The following is an 18,657-nucleotide window of genomic DNA, read 5'->3' as shown; positions in this document are numbered from 1 at the left end:
CGTAGGCGTACCGTCCGGTGCCGACAGGGGATCGGTGGAGAGGCCACTCGAAGGGGTGCCGCGATCCGGCGTCGGCCGACTGCTGAAGGAGCTCCCGCATGCGTCATGCACACCCTGTGGAAACCGTTCGGGCCGCCGAGGCCGAGCTGATGGCGCGGCTGCCGGAGGGCGCGCTGATGCAGCGGGCGGCCGCCGGGCTGGCCGCCACGTGTGCCCGGTTGCTGGGCCGGGTGTACGGCAGCCGGGTGACGGTGCTCGTGGGCAGCGGGGACAACGGGGGTGACGCCCTGTACGCCGGGGCGGCGCTGGCCCGGCGCGGGGCGCGGGTGACGGCGGTGCTGCTGGCGCCCGGGAAGGCGCATGCGGGCGGGCTGGCCGCGCTGCGGGCGGCGCGCGGGCGGGTGACGGCGGAGCAGGAAGTCGGCCTGGCCGACTTCTCGTGCGCGGACCTCGTCCTGGACGGCATCGTCGGCATCGGCGGCCGGGGCGGGCTGCGCCCCGGGGCCGTCCCGTACGCCGAGGCCCGGCGGCGCGGGGTGGTGGTGGCGGTGGACCTGCCCAGCGGGGTGGACGCGGACACCGGCGAGGTGCCGGGCGTGGCGCTGCGGGCGGACGTCACGGTCTGCTTCGGCACGTACAAGCCCGGGCTGCTGATCGACCCCGGGGCCTCGTACGCGGGTGCCGTGCAGCTGGTGGACATCGGGCTGACGCTGCCGCAGCCGGAGCTGACGGCCCTGCAGCACGCGGACGTGGCTGCGCTGTTGCCGCTGCCCGGCGCGGAGAGCGACAAGTACCGGCGCGGCGTGGTCGGGGTGGCGGCCGGCTCGGCGACCTACCCGGGCGCGGCGCTGCTGGCCGTGGCCGGGGCGCTGCGGGGCGGCGCGGGCGCCGTCCGGTACGTCGGAGCGGCGGCGGAGGAAGTGGTGCGGCGCTTTCCCGAGACGCTGGTGACCGAGGGCGGGCCCGCCGGGGCCGGGCGGGTGCAGGCCTGGGTGGTCGGGCCCGGCGGCGGTGAGGGGGCCCGGCAGGCGCTGGCCGAGGCTCTCGCGAGCGACGTCCCGGTGCTCGTCGACGCGGACGGGCTCACCGAGCTCGGCCGGATCGGCCCGTCCGCCCTGGCCGGCCGGACCGCACCCACCCTGCTCACCCCGCACACCGGCGAGGCCGCCCGGCTGCTCGCCGGCGCGGACGGCGGCGCGCCCGCGGCCGCCGACGACCTGGCCGCGCGCCGCCTCGCCACCGCCCGTCGGCTCGCCGCCGCCTACCGGGCGACCGTGCTGCTCAAGGGCTCCACCACGGTGATCGCCGACCCGGGCGGCGCCGTCCGGGTCAACCCCACCGGCACCTCCTGGCTCGCCACCGCGGGCAGCGGCGACGTCCTGGCCGGCCTGGCCGGCTCCCTGCTGGCCGCGGGCCTGCCCCCACTGGACGCGGCCTCGGTCGCGGCCTACCTGCACGGCCTGGCGGGCCGCGAGGCGGCGGGCGCCCCGGGCGCGCCGGTGACGGCCCTGGCCGTGGCGGAGGCCCTCCCGGCGGTCTGGCGCGCGGTCCGGCAGGCCTGACCGGCGGGGGCCGGGCATGCGGCTGCGGGGACCGCCGGGAGCCGGTGGTGGTGCCCGGCAGCCGCGCCCGGCTCCGCTGATCGGTGGCCCGCCGCCATGGCGTGGGCTGCGGTCCGCGTGAGGGTTCGGCTCGGCAGGTCGGCCGAGGCTGCCAGTCGGGTCGTATCCGGCTACCGCCGGAGTGGCGGGGCGGAACCGGAGCGTCCGGGCGTGGCGTCCTCAGCTGGGCGGACGGGCGGTTCGCCGCAGGTCGGCGCGGTGCCGGCCGGTCGTCGTCGGCCGCCGCGCCGATGGGCCGTTCGGCGAGGACTCCGGGACGTCTGGGAGACTGACCCTGATGACAACAGCGAACACGACCGGCACAGTCCCCCTCACCGACGGCGTACGGGCCGAGGCGACCATCGACCTGGGCGCCCTGCGCGGCAACCTCGCCGCCCTGCGGGAGCGCGTCGGGAACACGGCGGTGATGCTCGCGGTCAAGGCGGACGCCTATGGCCACGGGGCGGTCGCGTGTGCCCGGGAGGCGGTGGCGAACGGGGTCGGCTGGCTCGGTTGCGCGATGCCGGAGGAGGCGCTGGCGCTGCGGGCGGCGGGGATCCGCCCGGAGCAGGCCCGGGTGCTGTGCTGGCTGTGGACGCCGGGCGGCCCGTGGCGGGAGGCGCTGCGCGCTGACCTGGACATCTCGGTGAGCGGCCGGTGGGCGCTGGACGAGCTGCTGCCCGCCGTCCGGGAGACCGGCATCCCGGCCCGGGTGCACCTGAAGGCCGACACCGGCCTGGGCCGCAACGGCTGCCAGCCGCACGACTGGCCGGAGCTGGTGGCCGCGGCCCGCCGCGCCGAGGCGGAGGGGCTGCTGAGGGTCGTCGGCATCTGGTCGCACTTCGCGGCGGCCGACGAGCCTGGTCACCCGTCGATCCGGGCCCAGCTGGACTCGTACCGCACCGCGCTGGACGTGGCCGAGGCGGCCGGGCTGCGCCCGGAGGTGCGGCACCTGGCGAACTCGCCGGCCACGCTGCTGCTGCCCGAGTCGCACTTCGACCTGGTCCGCACCGGCCTGGCCGCGTACGGGCTCTCGCCGGTGCCCGAGGTGGGCTCGCCGGCCGACTTCGGGCTGCGCCCGGTGATGGCGCTGAGTGCCCGGCTGGCGCTGGTCAAGCACGTTCCCGGCGGTCACGGCGTGAGCTACGGCCACCACTACACGACGCCCGGGCCGACCACCCTCGGCCTCGTCCCGGTCGGCTACGGCGACGGCATCCCGCGGCACGCGAGCGGCTCCGGCCCGGTGCAGGTCGCCGGCAAGTGGCGTGCGGTGGCGGGCCGGGTGGCGATGGACCAGTTCGTGGTGGACCTGGGCGGCGACACCCCCGCGATCGGCGAGGAGGTGCTGCTGTTCGGCAACGGCGAGCGCGGCGAGCCGACCGCCGAGGACTGGGCCCGGGCCGCCGGCACCATCTCGTACGAGATCGTCACCCGGATCGGCGGCCGGGTGCCGCGCCGCTACGTGGGCGGCAGCGGCGCCGAGGGCCTGTCGGCATGACGGACGCACCGGCCGAGGGCGGCGCGGCCGCGGCGGTGGCGAAGGCCGCCGAGGCGGTCGACGCGGTCAGGGCGGCGGCCGGTGCGGCTTCCGGCGCCTCCGGGACGCCCGGGGTGTCCCGGGCCGGTGTGATCGGGATCTCGGTCGGTGTGCTGGCGGCCGGTGCGGCCGCCGGGGTGGCGATAGAACGGCTGACGGTCGGCCGGGCGATGCGCCGCCGGGTCCGGGACGAGCTGGACGCCAGCGCCCCGTACGGCTCGCTGCGCGGCCGCCCGCTGACGGTTCCGGCGCCGGACGGCACCGAGCTTTACGTGGAGCTGGACGGCACCGGCTGGGCCGAGCCGGACGGCGACGGTGCCGGCGGCGACGGCCCCGAGCCGCTGACCGTGGTGTTCTGCCACGGCTACTGCCTCAACCAGGACAGCTGGCACTTCCAGCGGGCCGCGCTGCGCGAGGGCGTGCGGATGGTCTTCTGGGACCAGCGCAGCCACGGCCGCTCCGAGCGCTCCCGCTCGTACCTGACGGGCGAGCCGGCCGGCATCGACCAGCTGGGCGGGGACCTCAAGGCGGTGCTCGACGCCGTCGCGCCGACCGGGCCGCTGGTGCTGGTGGGGCACTCGATGGGTGGCATGACGGTGATGGCGCTGGCCGACCAGCACCCGGAGCTGTTCCGGGAGCGGGTGGCCGGGGTGGCGCTGATCGGCACCCTGGCGGGGGACTGGAACGAGGTGAGCCTGGGCCTGCCCAAGGCCGGCGCGAAGCTGTTCAAGAAGGTCGCGCCGGGCGTGGTGAAGCTGCTGGGCCGCCAGGTCGAGCTGGTGGAGGCGACCAGGCGGCTGGGCTCGGACGTGACGGGCGTCTTCTACCGGCGGTTCTCGTTCGGCGGCAAGGACGTCGACCCGGGCGTGGTGCGCTTCGCCGAGCAGCTGCTGGACGCGACGCCGATCGACGTGGTCGCGGAGTTCTACCCGGTGTTCGGCGCGCACGACAAGTACGAGGCGCTGGCCGGGCTGCGCGGCCTGCCGACGCTGGTGCTGGCCGGGACGAAGGACCTGCTGACGCCCTCGGCGCACAGCGAGACGATGGCCGAGCGGCTGCCGGGCGCGGAGCTGGTGCTGGTGGAGGGCGCCGGGCACCTGGTGATGCTGGAGCGCCCGGAGCTGGTCGACCGCGAGCTGGCCGCGCTGCTCAGGCGCGCCGCGGAGTTCCGCGGGGCGGCCGAGCCGCCGGGCCCCGCGCTCGACCCCGCGTGAACGCCGGGGCCCGGCACCCCGGGTGAGGGGTGCCGGGCCGGGGCGTCCGGATCAGGCGCTCGCGCCGGCCTTGCGGCGACGCAGGAACACCAGGGTGCCGGCGCCGACGGCGAGCACGGCGCCACCGGTCAGGGCGATCGCGGTGGTGTTGCTGCCGCCACCGGTCTCGGCCAGGTTGGCGCCACTGCGGCTGGCGGCCTTCGACTTGGCCTTGGCGACCGTGTCGGCGGACGGCTTGGCCTTGCCCGCCTCGCCCTGCTTCCGGGCGTTGGCGTCCGGCAGGGTGACCGGGGTGCTGCCGCCGCCCGCGCCGGTGCCGTTGGCGGCGGCGATGGTGAAGCTGGAGACCGGGCTCACCGGGAAGCCCGGGCCCTCGTTGTGGTCGCGCGTCAGGTCGAAGTAGAGCCCGGCCAGCTCGACGGCGGCGTAGTCCGCCTCGGTGTCGGCGGTGAAGGCCAGCTTGAGCTGGATCGTCAGCTTCTCGTCCTTGGCCAGGTAGAACGGCTCGTCGCCGAGGTCCTGGATCTGGGCCAGCAGACCGTTGTTGTCCGGCGTGCCGTTCTTCCAGGCCTTGGTGTTGGGGTCCTGGTACTGGAGCTTGACCTGGGCGGCGGTCAGCTTGTTGTGGGCCGTCCCGATGACCAGGTACGGCCAGAACAGCGACTCGTGGCCGGAGGTGTTGGCGATCTCGGCGCTGAACTCGACGGCCGGGGCGCCCGCGACGACGTTGGTCGGGAAGCCCTTGGTCGTGATCTTGGGGAGGACCATCAGGCCGGTGGGGTCCTGGCTGCTGGTCGCGGTGGGCGTGGGAGTCGCGGTCGCGGTGGGCGCCGCGGTCGGCGTGCCGGTGGCCGTGGCCGTGGGCGCGGCGGTGGCCGGGGCGGTCGCGGTCGCGGTGGGCGTCGCGGTGCCGGTGGGCGCGGCAGTCGGCGTCGCGGTGGGCGTCGGCACCGGCGTGGCGGCGGCGAGCGGCGCGGCGGCGAGCACGGCGGCCGAGGCGAGGACGGCGGCGGTCGGAATCGCGACACCGCGGCGGAGCTTCATGGATCGGACCTCTGGGAAGCCGGCCGGGACCGCTGGGGCCCCGGGGCGAACGGGACCGGACGGGCGGGAGCCGGGCTCGCACACACGTCCGGAAGGACAGGTTGGGAGGACCGTAGCCGCTTCATGAGAATCGGATGAGAGCGGGGGGCCGTTCGTCTGCGTCGCGCATCCGGCAAAGTCGATCACAACCGGGCGAAACGACGCCCGGAGCACGTTCGGGCGGGGATGTGGCACGGTAGCGGTGGCGTTCGGTGGGCGGGCGCCGGTACGGACCGAAGGGCAAGACACGCGCATGGGCTCGCACGCCACTCTCACCGTCGCCACCCCGGAGCGGATGGGCCGGCTCGGCCGTGAGCTCGCCGCGCTGCTGCGCCCGGGGGACCTGGTGCTGCTCTCCGGCGAGCTGGGGGCCGGGAAGACGACGCTGACCCGCGGCCTGGGGGAGGGGCTGGGGGTGCGCGGCGCGGTGACCTCGCCGACCTTCGTGATCGCCCGGGTGCACCCCTCGCTGGTCGGCGGCCCGGCGCTGGTGCACGTGGACGCGTACCGGCTCGGCGGGGACCTGGACGAGATGGAGGACCTCGACCTGGACGTCTCGCTGCCGGAGTCGGTGGTCGTGGTCGAGTGGGGCGAGGGCAAGGTCGAGCGGCTCTCCGAGGACCGGCTGGAGGTGCGGATCGAGCGGGCGATCGGTGACGACGCCGGGGAGGACCACGATCCGCGCCGGGTGGTGCTGACCGGGATCGGCCGGCGCTGGGACGACGTCCAGCTGGGGGCGCTCGCCTGAGCCGTGCGCCGTGCGTCGCCCGCCGGGGGCGCTCGCGCCGGCGCGTACGCCGTTTTGCCGACAGGCTGTCGGCAAGGTGTTGCGGGCGGGGTGCCGGGCGTGGTGGGATGGGTGCTGCGGTTAGGTCTGCCTAACTAGGGAGGCGCCATGTCGAGCCCCACCCCCGCCCCCGAGCGGGCCGTGCGCCCCGCCGGGGCCGGAGAGCCCGCCCGCCGCGCTCCGGGCGAGCCGATGCGGGCCCTGTTGGCCGCCTGCGCGGCCGCCGAGGCGGTGTCCACCCCGCCCGAGCCCGAGCCCCGGCACGCCGAGGAGCCCGAGGCGAGGACGCCCCGGGCTGCCTGAGGCCGCTCTCAGGCGACCACGACCACCTTGGTGCCGTTCGGCGCGAAGTCCCAGAGCAGCTGGCCGTTCGGACGGCTGCTGCGGATGCCGCCGGTCTTGCTCTTCGGATCGGCGCTCGCGGTGGAGCCGTCCACGGTCGCGCTGAAACCGAACACCACGCCGCTCTGCTGCGCGAAGCGCACCACGTGCTCGATCTGCTTCTGGTCCGTCCCGGTGCCGCTCGGGGTCCGGCTGTACACCGAGTAGCTGCCCGGGTTCGGCTCGACGGAGCCGGGCGTGACCGGGAAGGCGGCCGTGACCTGCGGGTTCTTCTTCGGGTCGATCAGCCAGACGTAGTGGCCGCTCACCGAGTAGACGACCCGGGTGCCGCTGCCCGAGGAGGCCGGCAGCGCCGGGGCGGTCGGGGTGGCCGACGCGCTCGGCGCCGCCGAGGTCGGCCCGCCGGTGGAGGAGGAGGTGCTGGCGACGGGCTTGGCGCCGCCGGCCCGGTCCTGCGCGCCGTTGGCCTGGAAGGCCAGCAGGCTGACCGCCGCCAGGGCCCCCAGGGTCAGCCCGGTGACCACCACTCCCGGACCCATCTTCGCCACGTGCCGCTCCCGCCGCCGTCCTCTGTACGTAACGCCCCTTATCGTGCCAGGTCCGTCCGGCCGGTTCGCAGCGCCCGGCACGTGTGTTCCGGATGGGTACACCAGCTCGATCGGCCGGTCGGACCAACGTCGGTCTAACCTTGACCCCGTGCTGCTGCTCGCGTTCGACACCGCCACCCCCGCCGTCACCGCCGCCGTCCACGACGGCACGGCCGTCCTCGCCGAGACCCACCAGGTCGACGCCAGACGGCACGGCGAACTGCTGCTGCCCGCCATCGACCAGGTGCTGCGGGCCGCCGGCGTGGACAAACACGGACTGACCGGCATCGCGGTGGGCGTCGGTCCCGGCCCGTACACCGGCCTGCGGGTCGGCCTGGTGACCGCCGCCGCGCTCGGCCACGCGCTGGACCTGCCGGTGCACGGCGTCTGCACCCTGGACGCGATCGCCTTCCAGGCCCGCGCCGAGGGCCTGGCCGGGCAGCCGTTCACGGTGGCGACCGACGCGCGCCGCAAGGAGGTCTACTGGGCCTCCTACGACGCCGAGGGCCGCCGCACCGAGGGCCCCGGCGTGGACCGCCCGGCCGAGCTGACGCCCGCGGCCCGCTCGGTCGGCGCCGGCGCGCTGCTCTACCCCGACGCCTTCCCGGGCGCGCACGGCCCCGAGCACGTCTCGGCCGGCGCGCTGGCCGGCTTCGCCGCCGCCGAACTGGCCGCCGGGCGCGAGCTGCTGCCGAACGTCCCGCTGTACCTGCGCCGTCCGGACGCCCAGGTGCCGGCCGGCTACAAGGCGGTGCTCCCGGCGTGAGGCACCGCACCACCCTGCGCCCGATGCGCTGGTGGGACATCGAGCCGGTGATGGAGCTGGAGCTGAAGCTCTTCCCCGAGGACGCCTGGTCCCACGGGATGTACTGGTCCGAGCTCGCCGAGACCCACCCCGGCGGCTCCCGCCACTACACCGTCGCCACCACCGAGGACGGCACCATCGTCGGCTACGCGGGCCTGATGGCGATCTCCGGCGAGGGCGACGTCCAGACCATCGCCGTCGACGGGGCCCACCAGGGCGCCGGCCTCGGCGCGGCCCTGCTCACCGACCTGATCCGGGAGGCCGCCCACCGCGGCTGCGCCGAGCTGCTGCTGGAGGTCCGGGTGGACAACCCGCGCGCCCAGCGGCTGTACGAGCGCTACGGCTTCCAGCCGGTGGGCATCCGGCGCGGCTACTACCAGCCCGCCAACGTCGACGCGCTGGTGATGCGCCTCGACCACCCGAGCACCGAACCGAAGGACATTGAGGACACCCACCATGGCTGACGAACCGCTCGTCCTCGGCATCGAGACCTCCTGCGACGAGACCGGCGTCGGCATCGTGCGCGGCACCACGCTGCTGGCCGACGCGGTCGCCTCCAGCGTCAACGACCACGCCCGCTTCGGCGGCGTCGTCCCGGAGATCGCCAGCCGCGCCCACCTGGAGGCGATGGTCCCGACCATCCAGCGCGCCCTGGACACCGCCGGGATCAAGGCGAGCGACCTGGACGGCATCGCCGTCACCGCCGGGCCCGGCCTGGCCGGCGCGCTGCTGGTCGGCGTCAGCGCGGCGAAGGCGTACGCCTGGGCGCTGGACAAGCCGCTGTACGGGGTCAACCACCTCGCCTCGCACATCTGCGTCGACCAGCTGGAGCACGGCCGGCTGCCCTCGCCGACGATGGCCCTGCTGGTCTCCGGCGGGCACTCCTCGCTGCTGCTCAGCGAGGACATCACCAGCGACGTCCGCCCGCTCGGCGCGACCATCGACGACGCCGCCGGCGAGGCCTTCGACAAGGTCGCCCGGGTGCTCGGCCTGGGCTTCCCCGGCGGCCCGGTCGTCGACCGGACGGCCCGCGAGGGCGACCGCAAGGCGATCCACTTCCCGCGCGGCCTGACCGGCAAGAACGACCCCGAGTACGACTTCTCCTTCTCCGGCCTGAAGACCGCCGTCGCCCGCTGGGTGGAGGCCAAGCGCCGGGCCGGCGAGGAGGTGCCGATCGCCGACGTCGCGGCCTCCTTCCAGGAGGCGGTCACCGACGTGCTCACCCGCAAGGCCGTCAAGGCGTGCAAGGACAACGGCGTCGACCACCTGATGATCGGCGGCGGCGTGGCGGCCAACTCCCGGCTGCGCGAGATGGCCCAGCAGCGCTGCGACCGGGCCGGCATCCGGCTGCGGGTGCCCCGGCCGGGCCTGTGCACCGACAACGGCGCGATGGTGGCGGCGCTGGGCGCCGAGATGGTGTGGCGCGACCGCGCGCCGTCCGCCTTCGACCTGTCGGCGGACTCCTCGCTGCCCGTCACCGAGGTGCACGTGCCGCACACCCACTTCCACGACCAGGCCTACGACGCCCTCGGCGGCGGCGCCGCGTGACCGTCGCCGCGATGTGGGAGGCCCGGGCGGCGGCCGGGCGCGGGCCCGAACTCGCCGCCTGGGTGCGGGAGTTCGCGCTGCCCGCGGTGCGCGGCGCGGCCGGGCTGGAGCGCCTGGAGCTGCTCTCCGCCACCGGTGAGCGGGTCCTGCTGATCACCTGGTGGACCGGCGAGCCGGTGCCCGTCGCCGAGCCGCCGGCCGACCTGCTCGGCCGCCCGGTGCACCGCTGGTCCTTCACCAGCGAGCACGTCGAGTAACGGCGTTCCGGGAACCGCCGCCGCGGCCGCTACCGTGCTAGCTGGGAAAGAGCTGGACGGAAGCCGGGAGCGCGCTGCGGTGAACAGGGACGGGCTGAGCAGGACCAGGACGTACGCGGCGGGGGCGCTGGCCCTGCTGGCCTTCGCCACCGCGTGCGGCGACAACGGGGACGGCGGCGCCAAGCCGGCCGCGACCACGGCCGCGTCGGCCGCGCCCCAGCCCGCGGGCGCCGCCGCCGCGGCCACCGCGCCCGGCGCGGCCCCGGCCGGTGCCGATGCCGCGGCCTGGGCGAAGTGGAAGCTGACGCCGCTCGCCCCGGCCCCGGCGCCGCCCGCGGACAAGCCGATCAAGCTGGCGAAGACCGGCACCGTCCCGGTGTTCAGCGACGTGAAGACGAGCGACAAGGTCGTCTTCATCACCATCGACGACGGCGCCGAGAAGGACCCGAAGTTCGTCGAGATGCTGACCGACCTCAAGGTGCCGATCTCGATGTTCCTGACCAAGGACATCGTCAAGAACGACTACGGCTACTTCAAGCCGCTCCAGGCGCTCGGCAACCACATCCAGAACCACACCGTCACCCACCCGGTGATGAGCAAGCTCTCGGCCGACAAGCAGAAGTCCGAGATCTGCGACGACCAGTCCGCGCTCACCCAGCAGTACGGCACCGCCCCGCTGCTGTTCCGGCCGCCGTTCGGCGACGGCGCCAACACCGCGATGCTCAACACCTCGGTGCAGGAGTGCGGCCCGCGCGCGATCGTGCTGTGGCGCGAGTCGATGCAGATCCACGACATGCAGTACCAGGCGGCGGACAAGAAGCTGAAGCCCGGCGACATCATCCTGGCGCACTTCCGCGGCCCCAAGGAGCTCAAGGGCGCCACCATGACCGAGATGTTCGGCGACCTGCTGGCCCGGATCCAGGAGCAGGGCTTCTCGGTGGCCCGGCTGGAGGACTACGTCCAGGCGCCCGCCGGCTAGGCCCCTCAAGCCCGGACCGGCTGACCCAGCATCATCAGCGGCCCGTGGTCGGTGCGGCTGAGGACCACCGTGACGGTGTTCGGCCCGGAGGGCTTGAGCTGGCGCCGCAGCTCCTCCGGGGTGATCGCCATCCCGCGCTTCTTGATCACCACCGTGCCGACCCCGCGCTCGCGCAGCAGCGCCTTCAGCTTCTTGATGTGGAACGGCATGACGTCGGTGAGCTCGAAGGCGTGCGCGTACGGGGTGGCGACCAGGTCGTCCGAGGTCAGGTAGGCGATCTTCGGGTCGATCAGGCGCCCGCGCACCTGCTCGGCGACCTCGGCCACCAGGTGGGCCCGGATCACCGCGCCGTCCGGCTCGTACAGGTACCGCCCGACCGGGCCGGCCGGCGGGTCGGGCAGGTCGCCGCCGGCGAGGCTGGCGCCCTGCGGCAGCAGGGTGGCGCGGTGCGGGCGGGCGGCCCCGGTGCCGAACCAGAGCACGGCCTCCTTGACGTCCCCGTGGTCGGAGACCCACTCGGCCTCGGCGTCCGCCGGTACGGCCTCGTGCGGGATGCCCGGGGCCACCTTCAGCGCGCCGATCGGGGTCCGCCGGCCGGCTTCGATCGCCCAGGAGAGCGGCGGGGCGTACGCCTCCGGATCGAACACCCGGCCGCGCGCGGTGCGCCGGGCCGGGTCGGTGAACACCGCGTCGTAGCCGGTGACGTCCACGTCGGCGACGTCCGCGCAGCGCACTTCGACCAGCTCGGCCAGGCCCAGCGCGGCGGCGTTCGCGGCGGTCGCGGCGCAGGCCGCCGGGTCCTTGTCGACGGCCAGCACCTCGATGCCGGCCCGGGCCAGCGCCAGTACGTCCCCGCCGATGCCGCAGCACAGGTCCGCGAGGCGCCGGACGCCCAGCTCGGCGAACCGCCGGGCCCGCCACTCGGCCACGCTGCGCCGGGTGGACTGCTCGACGCCGTTGGGCGTGAAGTACATCAGGTCGGCGTCCGCGCCGAACTTCGCCCGCGCCCGCTGCCGCAGCCGGGCCTGCCCGAACGCCGCCGAGACCAGCTCCGCCGGGTGCTCCCGCCGCAGCCGGGTGGCCAGCGCCAGCTCCTCCTCGGGCGCGAACTCGCGCAGCTCGGCGAGCAGGGCCTGGCCCTGGGGGGTCAGCAGCGGCTGGAGGTTCTCGGTGTCCACGGGGCCATTCTCGCCGGTCAGTGGTGACGGCTCAGGACGAACCAGAGGGGCAGGACGAACGGCGCCAGCCCGGCGACGACCGGGAGGACCCGGTAGCCCTTGCGCCAGGTGCGGAAGGCCACCGCGCCGGGCACCCCGAGGACGAGCGCCGTGTCGACGAACAGGGCGACCGTCAGGACCAGTTCCTGGGCGTGGCCGGGCACGTTCATGACGAGCGCGATCGTGAGCGAGAGGGCGACGAGCGGGAGGACCGCCAGCAGGGGCAGGAGCAGCAGGGCCGGAACCAGGTCGTCCGACAGCGCCGGGTCGACGCGCGTGGGCTTCTGGGGCATGGCCCGAGTGTCGGCCGCCGGGCCGCTGTCGCACATGAGTACGGCTACTCAACCCGTCGCGCCGGGCTCGGGGGGCGCGTCGTTGGCACTCTGGTTGACTGAGTGCTAACACCGGCCTATGGTCGTCCTTGGCACTCCCCACTGGGGGAGTGCTAACGCGAAGGCGCGTGTCTGACCCCCGCGACGGCAGGCCCGCAGGTTTCGCCCCTACCCGTTAGAAAACCCCGTAATCTCCGAAGGGGAGCTCGGACGTGACCACCAGCAGCAAGGTTGCCATCAAGCCGCTCGAGGACCGCATCGTGGTCCAGCCGCTCGACGCCGAGACCACCACGGCCTCCGGCCTGGTTATCCCGGACACCGCCAAGGAGAAGCCCCAGGAGGGCGTCGTCCTGGCTGTCGGCCCGGGCCGCTTCGAGGACGGCCAGCGTCTGCCGCTCGACGTCGCCGTGGGTGACATCGTCCTGTACTCGAAGTACGGCGGCACCGAGGTGAAGTACCAGGGCGAGGAGTACCTGGTCCTCTCGGCCCGCGACGTTCTCGCGATCATCGAGAAGTAAGTCGTTCCGACCCGCCCCGGATCCGTGTCCCAAGTGACAGGGGCCCGGGGCGTGGTTGTTGGTTCACGTAGTTCGGCGGCCGGTGGGCCGGCCGCAGCCCCGAGGGAATAGGGAACATGGCGAAGATCCTGCAGTTCGACGAGGACGCCCGCCGCTCGCTGGAGCGCGGTGTCAACAAGCTGGCCGACACCGTCAAGGTGACCATCGGCCCCAAGGGCCGCAACGTCGTCATCGACAAGAAGTTCGGCGCCCCGACCATCACCAACGACGGTGTCACCATCGCCCGTGAGGTCGAGCTGGACGACCCGTACGAGAACCTTGGCGCGCAGCTCGTCAAGGAGGTCGCCACCAAGACCAACGACGTCGCGGGCGACGGCACCACCACCGCCACCGTGCTGGCCCAGGCCCTGGTCAACGAGGGTCTGCGCAACGTCGCCGCCGGCGCCGGCCCGGCCGCCCTGAAGAAGGGCATCGACAAGGCCGTCGCCGCCGTCTCCGAGCACCTGCTGTCCGTGGCCCGCGAGATCGAGGGCAAGGACGACGTCGCCGCCGTCGCGTCCCTCTCCGCCCAGGACGCCCAGGTCGGCGAGCTGATCGCCGAGGCGATCGACAAGGTCGGCAAGGACGGTGTCATCACCGTCGAGGAGTCGAACACCTTCGGCGTGGAGCTGGACTTCACCGAGGGCATGCAGTTCGACAAGGGCTACCTGTCGCCGTACTTCGTCACCGACGCGGAGCGCCAGGAAGCGGTCCTGGAGGACCCGTACATCCTGATCAACCAGGGCAAGATCTCCTCCATCCAGGAGCTGCTGCCGCTGCTGGAGAAGATCCTGCAGAGCGGTGCCTCGAAGCCGCTGCTGATCATCGCCGAGGACGTCGACGGCGAGGCGCTGTCGACCCTGGTCGTGAACAAGATCCGCGGCACCTTCAACGCCGTCGCCGTCAAGGCCCCGGGCTTCGGCGACCGCCGCAAGGCGATCCTCGGCGACCTGGCCGTCCTGACCGGCGGCACGGTCATCTCCGAGGAGGTCGGCCTCAAGCTCGACCAGGCCGGTCTGGACGTGCTGGGCACCGCCCGCCGCGTGACCATCACCAAGGACGAGACCACCATCGTCGACGGCGCCGGTGACACCGAGGCCGTGGCCGGCCGCGTCGCCCAGATCAAGGGTGAGATCGCCGCCACCGACTCCGACTGGGACCGCGAGAAGCTGCAGGAGCGCCTGGCCAAGCTGGCCGGCGGCGTCTGCGTCATCAAGGTCGGCGCCGCCACCGAGGTGGAGCTGAAGGAGCGCAAGCACCGCCTGGAGGACGCCATCTCGGCGACCCGCGCCGCGGTCGAGGAGGGCATCGTCGCCGGTGGTGGCGCCTCCCTGGTCCACGCCGCCAAGGTGCTGAACGACGGCCTGGGCCTGTCGGGCGACGAGGCCACCGGTGTCGCCGTGGTCCGCAAGGCGCTGCACGAGCCGCTGCGCTGGATCGCCCAGAACGCCGGCCTGGAGGGCTACGTCATCACCTCCAAGGTCGCCGACCTGGAGATCGGCCAGGGCTACAACGCGGCCACCGGCGAGTACGGCGACCTGGTGAAGGCCGGCGTCATCGACCCGGTCAAGGTCACCCGCTCCGCCCTGGAGAACGCCGCCTCGATCGCCTCCCTGCTGCTCACCACCGAGACCCTCGTGGTGGAGAAGAAGGAGGAGGAGGCCGACGCCGGTCACTCGCACGGCGGTCACGGCCACTCCCACTGAGGCCCGCGCCTGACGGCCTGAACGGCTGACCGGAGGCCCGGTCCGCGCCCCTCGGGGCGGCGGGCCGGGCCTCCGGCGTCGGCGGCGGCAGCCGCCCTCCGAGCGGCGGCTCCGGTACGATCCGCTTGAAGACTCAACTATCAGAAGAATTTTGCTCCTGGCAAAGATTGCCTTATAACTGAGGCATGATCGAGGCCCGCCATCTGCGCGTCCTGCGTGCCGTCGCCCGCACCGGCTCCTTCTCCGCGGCCGCCCGCGAGCTGGGCTGTACGCAGCCCGCCATCAGCCAGCAGATGAAGGCCCTGGAGAAGTCCGTGGACACCCCGCTGGTGGTCCGCTCGGGCCGGGGCATGCAGCTCAGCGAGGCCGGGAAGGTCCTGCTCAAGCACGCCACCGGGATCCTGGCCGGGCTGTCCGCCGCCGAGGAGGAGGTGGCCGCGATCGCCGGGCTGCGGGCCGGGCGGGTGCGGCTGGTGTCCTTCCCGACCGCCAGCTCCACCCTGGTGCCGCCGGCCGTCGCCCGGCTGCGGGACGGCCATCCGGGGGTGCGCGTGTCGCTGGTCGAGGCGGAGCCGCCGGAGTCGCTGGCGATGCTGCGCGGCGGCGAGTGCGAGATCGCGCTGGCCTTCCGCTACCCGCAGTCGGACGGCGGTGCGCCGGCGGCGCCCGCGCACGGGACGGCGCGCGAGGCGCGCGCCGAGGCCAACCTGGAGGCGCAGCAGCTGAGCGCCGGCGCCGACTGGTCCGACCTGGTGGCCACCCCGCTGCTGGACGACCCGCTGGTGGGTCTGCTGCCCGCCGCGCACCCGCTGGCCGGGCGCGGCGGGCCGGTGGAGCTGGCTCAGCTGGCGGGGGAGCAGTGGATCGCCGGCTGCCCCCAGTGCCGGGGCCACCTGGTGGAGCTGTGCGCGGCGGCGGGCTTCGAGCCCCGGATCGACTTCGCGACCGACGACTACCCGGCGGTGGTCGGCCTGGTGGCGGCCGGGCTGGGGGTGGCGGTGCTGCCCCGGCTGGCGCTGCAGTCGGTGCGCCCTGACGGCGTGTCGACGGTGCCGGTGCGGACGGCCGCCGGGGCGCCGGCGGTGCGTCAGGTGGTGGCGCTCACCCTGCCGGACCTCGCCGAGGTGCCGGCGGTGGCGCTGATGCTGGAGCGGCTGGCGGGGGCGGCTGCCGACCGCTGACGGCCGGTGGGCCCGGTCCGCGAGGCCCGGTCCGCCGGATCGGGGGTGCCGGGTCGGGGGCGCCGCGAAGAAACGTTTCTCCACGGCGCGTCGTGGTGGCCGGGGCTAACGCTGCGCGATCGCCGGCGGGGTCAGCGGGACCTCCACCAGCCGGTGCCGCGAGCGGCCCAGCATCTCCTCGCGCTCGTCCTCGGTCATCCCGCCCCAGACGCCGTACGGCTCCCGGACCGCCAGCGCGTGCGCCGCGCACTCGGCGATCACCGGGCAGCGCATGCACACCTCCTTGGCACTGGTCTCGCGCGAGCTGCGTGCCGCGCCGCGTTCGCCCTCGGGGTGGAAGAAGAGCGAGCTGTCCACGCCACGGCAGGCCGCGGAGAGCTGCCAGTCCCAGAGGTCCGCGTTGGGGCCCGGGAGGCGGGAGAAATCTGCCATGGCTCATTCCCTTCAGAGGCTCGTCTGCCGTGGGCCGGACGCTCGGCGGGCTGCTGCCGGGCGTTGCGGCGGGGCGTCGATGCACCGGTGTGGACACCTGGAAATATGACTTAAGGCAACTCCATGGACAAGTCACCCACAGACTGGCACAACAGTCAATGACCATACGAAAGCTATAAAAACGGGCAAAGGGGGCAAGGGATTTGGGCGGGCGCGGACGTGGCAATCGGGTGTCCGGCGGGCGCGCGACGCTCCGCACCGGTGTGCGGGTCGCGCGCCCACCGCGCGCGAGCTGCGGAAAAGTGCGGCGTGTGCACCGCGATGCGGCTGATCGGTAACGGGTTGGCCACGTACAGTGGTGGAGATGGCCCTGAAGGCCGTAACTCATTCGAGTGACGGTCGTTGGAAGTGCGGAGGCGGTTAGCGGGCGCCGGACGTCGGGAACGATCGCGGACGAGTTGGGGCGATCAGCACGGAGTCTGTCGCCGATCGGCCGTGTCGGAGAGGTTCGTACCAGCCAGGAGGCTCAACGTGACGCGGATCAGCTGCGGAGGACGACGGTCATGACTTCCGTTCTCGTTTGCGACGATTCCCCGCTCGCCCGCGAGGCGCTTCGCCGCGCGGTCGCGACCGTACCCGGTGTGGACCGGGTCACCACCGCGACGAACGGGGAGGAGGTCCTGCGCCGCTGGGTGGCCGACCGCTCCGATCTCGTCCTGATGGACGTCCGGATGCCCGGCCTCGGCGGGGTGGAGACGGTCCGGCGGCTGCTGTCCGCCGACCCGGGCGCGCGGATCATCATGCTCACCGTCGCCGAGGACCTCGACGGTGTCGCGCTCGCGGTGGCCGCCGGCGCCCGCGGGTACCTGCACAAGGACGCCTCGCGCGCCGAGCTGCGGGCCACCGTCACCCAGGCCCTCGCCGACCCGACCTGGCGGCTCGCCCCGCGCCGGCTGCGCAGCCCGGACATGGGCGCGGCGCCGACCCTGACGGCGCGTGAGATCCAGGTGCTCGAAGGCATGAGCCACGGCCGCAGCAACGCCGAGATCGGCCGTGAGCTGTTCCTCTCCGAGGACACCGTCAAGACCCACGCCCGACGGCTGTTCAAGAAGCTCGGGGCCTCCGACCGTGCGCACGCGGTGGCGCTGGGCTTCCGCTGGGGCCTGGTCCGCTGACCGCCGGCGGCGCCGTCGGCTGCGGCGCGCCGCCGTCGAATCCGGAGGCGGACACCGCACGGGCGTGTGACGTCGCGGCCCCGAGGTTGCACCATGGAGGAGTGGAGCACCTCGGGGACCAGCGGACAGGCACTGCGGCGAACCACGCAGCCGCAGGACACTCGGCACACTCGGCGGACGGCGCGACGGACGGGACCGCCGACCACGGCGGGGCGGGAGGCGGCACGGTGCAGGAGGGGCCGGTGGTGCCCGGCGGCACGCCGTACGGTGTCGCAGCGCATAACGTTCCGGTGCACAACTCCGGACGCGGTGCCGCGTTTTCCCGGTCGACCAGGCACCATGGACCGATGCGTGACGACGTCGCCGGTGCGGCCGGCCAGGCGGACCCGGTGGAGGCCGAGCCCTCCGCGCCGGGTCTCGATCCGTCGTACACCGACTCCGGCGCCGCCGGCGAACCCGGCGGGCCGATGAGGCCCAGCCGTCCGCCGGTGCTCGGCACGGGCGGTTCGCCGCTGGTCGGCGAGCTGGTCGGGGACGCCGTCCGGGGCGAGGGGCCGGCCATCGAAGCGCTGCTCGCCTACGTCCACCCGCTCGCGCTGCGGTACTGCCGGGCCAAGCTGGCCCGACTGCCCGGCGGCGCCCGGCACCACGTGGACGACGTCGCGCAGGAGGTCTGCGTCGCGGTGCTGTGCGCGCTGCCCCGGTACAAGGACCAGGGACGGCCGTTCGAGGCCTTCGTCTACGGGATCGCCGCGCACAAGATCGCCGATCTGCAGCGGGCCGCGATGCGCGGGCCCGGCTCGACCGTGGTGCCGCAGGACGACCTGCCGGAGGTGCCGGACGAGGCGCTCGGCCCGGAGGAGCAGGCGCTGCTGAGCAGCGACGCGGCCTGGGCCAAGGAACTGCTCTCCAACCTGCCGGCCCGCCAGCGCGAGCTGGTGCTGCTGCGGGTGGCCGCCGGGCTGTCGGCGGAGGAGACCGGCGAGGTGCTGGGGATGTCGCCGGGCGCCGTCCGCGTCGCGCAGCACCGGGCGCTCAGCCGGCTGCGGGCGCTCGCGGAGGAGTCGTCCTGAACCCGGGGCCGGAATGGCCCACGGGGGGTGGTTGTTGTCAAGGGCACACGAGGACACATTCGCGGTGCCAGTACCATGGGGTATCGGCGCCTGGGCGGGTCGCCAAAGTTTCGCGGGTGAACGCGGGGTTCCTTTGGAGGTTCCTCCATAGCCACCCGGCTTTCGGCGGTCCGGACGAGTGAGCGATGTATGCGCCCCCACCCTCAGGGCGCGAGCGGATCAAGCCGGCCACGGAAGGTACCCC

Annotated in this window: 20 protein-coding genes; 15 read left to right on the top strand and 5 right to left on the bottom strand. The window is 74.3% G+C overall.

The features are described 5' to 3' along the window. Nucleotides 1-98: 98 nt before the first annotated feature. The 3 genes from VM95_RS06175 to VM95_RS06165 all read left to right on the top strand — a co-directional run bounded on the left by VM95_RS06175 (nt 99) and on the right by VM95_RS06165 (nt 4,352). Nucleotides 99-1,562: a bifunctional ADP-dependent NAD(P)H-hydrate dehydratase/NAD(P)H-hydrate epimerase gene (locus VM95_RS06175; protein ID WP_045693027.1), complete on the top strand. Its 1,464-nt coding sequence runs from the start codon at nt 99-101 to the stop codon at nt 1,560-1,562. A gap of 337 nt (nt 1,563-1,899) precedes the next feature. Continuing rightward, the gene (gene alr / locus VM95_RS06170) at nt 1,900-3,099 is read left to right on the top strand and encodes an alanine racemase (RefSeq protein ID WP_045693026.1); all 1,200 of its coding nucleotides are present in this window, start codon (nt 1,900-1,902) and stop codon (nt 3,097-3,099) included. Continuing rightward, on the top strand, nt 3,096-4,352 hold the full coding sequence (locus VM95_RS06165) for an alpha/beta fold hydrolase (protein WP_078859634.1): 1,257 nt from the start codon (nt 3,096-3,098) through the stop codon (nt 4,350-4,352). Before alr ends, VM95_RS06165 begins: the two co-directional genes overlap by 4 nt. 51 nt (nt 4,353-4,403) lie before the next feature. On the opposite strand, the gene VM95_RS38585 is transcribed toward VM95_RS06165, so the two are convergent. Then, complete coding sequence (locus tag VM95_RS38585) at nt 4,404-5,396, bottom strand: LAETG motif-containing sortase-dependent surface protein (RefSeq protein WP_052707174.1); 993 nt, start codon at nt 5,394-5,396, stop codon at nt 4,404-4,406. Between the two features lie 292 nt (nt 5,397-5,688). On the opposite strand from VM95_RS38585, the gene tsaE reads away from it, so the two are divergent. Further along, a complete protein-coding gene (tsaE, locus tag VM95_RS06155) occupies nt 5,689-6,183 on the top strand; it encodes a tRNA (adenosine(37)-N6)-threonylcarbamoyltransferase complex ATPase subunit type 1 TsaE (RefSeq protein ID WP_045693025.1) in 495 nt (164 codons plus the stop codon). Nucleotides 6,184-6,330: 147 nt separating this feature from the next. Further along, nucleotides 6,331-6,525 (top strand): hypothetical protein, encoded by a 195-nt coding sequence (locus tag VM95_RS06150; RefSeq protein WP_045693024.1) that lies wholly within the window; start codon nt 6,331-6,333, stop codon nt 6,523-6,525. A gap of 8 nt (nt 6,526-6,533) precedes the next feature. On the opposite strand, the gene VM95_RS06145 is transcribed toward VM95_RS06150, so the two are convergent. Continuing rightward, entirely contained in the window at nt 6,534-7,103 is a 570-nt protein-coding gene (locus VM95_RS06145) for a hypothetical protein (protein ID WP_052706152.1), read from the bottom strand. Nucleotides 7,104-7,260: 157 nt separating this feature from the next. On the opposite strand from VM95_RS06145, the gene tsaB reads away from it, so the two are divergent. The 5 genes from tsaB (at nt 7,261) to VM95_RS06120 (ending at nt 10,740) form a co-directional block, all read left to right on the top strand. Continuing rightward, complete coding sequence (gene tsaB, locus VM95_RS06140; RefSeq protein WP_045693022.1) at nt 7,261-7,917, top strand: tRNA (adenosine(37)-N6)-threonylcarbamoyltransferase complex dimerization subunit type 1 TsaB; 657 nt, start codon at nt 7,261-7,263, stop codon at nt 7,915-7,917. Then, entirely contained in the window at nt 7,914-8,420 is a 507-nt protein-coding gene (gene rimI / locus VM95_RS06135; protein ID WP_341845991.1) for a ribosomal protein S18-alanine N-acetyltransferase, read from the top strand. The genes tsaB and rimI overlap by 4 nt, the downstream gene beginning before the upstream one ends. Then, nucleotides 8,413-9,504 (top strand): tRNA (adenosine(37)-N6)-threonylcarbamoyltransferase complex transferase subunit TsaD, encoded by a 1,092-nt coding sequence (gene tsaD, locus VM95_RS06130; RefSeq protein ID WP_045693021.1) that lies wholly within the window; start codon nt 8,413-8,415, stop codon nt 9,502-9,504. Before rimI ends, tsaD begins: the two co-directional genes overlap by 8 nt. Further along, complete coding sequence (locus VM95_RS06125; RefSeq protein WP_045693020.1) at nt 9,501-9,761, top strand: hypothetical protein; 261 nt, start codon at nt 9,501-9,503, stop codon at nt 9,759-9,761. Before tsaD ends, VM95_RS06125 begins: the two co-directional genes overlap by 4 nt. A gap of 79 nt (nt 9,762-9,840) precedes the next feature. Next, complete coding sequence (locus VM95_RS06120) at nt 9,841-10,740, top strand: polysaccharide deacetylase family protein (protein ID WP_045693019.1); 900 nt, start codon at nt 9,841-9,843, stop codon at nt 10,738-10,740. A 5-nt stretch (nt 10,741-10,745) separates the two neighbouring features. Here VM95_RS06120 and VM95_RS06115 read toward each other — a convergent pair whose 3' ends face one another. Beyond that, nucleotides 10,746-11,939 (bottom strand): THUMP-like domain-containing protein, encoded by a 1,194-nt coding sequence (locus VM95_RS06115; RefSeq protein WP_425265285.1) that lies wholly within the window; start codon nt 11,937-11,939, stop codon nt 10,746-10,748. After that, on the bottom strand, nt 11,936-12,250 hold the full coding sequence (locus tag VM95_RS41255) for a hypothetical protein (RefSeq protein ID WP_157882000.1): 315 nt from the start codon (nt 12,248-12,250) through the stop codon (nt 11,936-11,938). Before VM95_RS41255 ends, VM95_RS06115 begins: the two co-directional genes overlap by 4 nt. Nucleotides 12,251-12,501: 251 nt before the next feature. Here VM95_RS41255 and groES point away from each other — a divergent pair, with 251 nt between their 5' ends. From groES to VM95_RS06095, 3 genes are all read left to right on the top strand, one after another. Next, the gene (groES, locus tag VM95_RS06105) at nt 12,502-12,807 is read left to right on the top strand and encodes a co-chaperone GroES (protein ID WP_014136232.1); all 306 of its coding nucleotides are present in this window, start codon (nt 12,502-12,504) and stop codon (nt 12,805-12,807) included. 116 nt (nt 12,808-12,923) lie between these two features. After that, a complete protein-coding gene (gene groL, locus VM95_RS06100; protein WP_045693016.1) occupies nt 12,924-14,552 on the top strand; it encodes a chaperonin GroEL in 1,629 nt (542 codons plus the stop codon). A 185-nt stretch (nt 14,553-14,737) separates the two neighbouring features. Further along, nucleotides 14,738-15,733 carry a LysR family transcriptional regulator gene (locus VM95_RS06095; RefSeq protein ID WP_045693015.1) on the top strand — a complete coding sequence of 332 codons (996 nt, stop codon included), beginning with the start codon at nt 14,738-14,740 and terminating at the stop codon, nt 15,731-15,733. Between the two features lie 105 nt (nt 15,734-15,838). On the opposite strand, the gene VM95_RS06090 is transcribed toward VM95_RS06095, so the two are convergent. Continuing rightward, nucleotides 15,839-16,165, bottom strand: coding sequence for a WhiB family transcriptional regulator (locus tag VM95_RS06090; RefSeq protein ID WP_031062931.1), 327 nt, complete (start codon nt 16,163-16,165; stop codon nt 15,839-15,841). Nucleotides 16,166-16,728: 563 nt separating this feature from the next. Between VM95_RS06090 and VM95_RS06085 the strand changes: the two genes are divergently transcribed. Then, nucleotides 16,729-17,340, top strand: coding sequence for a response regulator transcription factor (locus VM95_RS06085; protein WP_014136228.1), 612 nt, complete (start codon nt 16,729-16,731; stop codon nt 17,338-17,340). Nucleotides 17,341-17,807: 467 nt separating this feature from the next. Then, entirely contained in the window at nt 17,808-18,413 is a 606-nt protein-coding gene (gene shbA, locus VM95_RS06080) for an RNA polymerase sigma factor ShbA (RefSeq protein ID WP_045693092.1), read from the top strand. Nucleotides 18,414-18,657 lie beyond the last annotated feature (244 nt).

The organism is Streptomyces rubellomurinus (genome assembly GCF_000961885.1).
Classification (GTDB): Bacteria; Actinomycetota; Actinomycetes; order Streptomycetales; family Streptomycetaceae; genus Kitasatospora; species Kitasatospora rubellomurina.
Note: the sequence above shows the minus strand (reverse complement) of the source record. Positions and strands in the feature narration are given on the sequence as shown.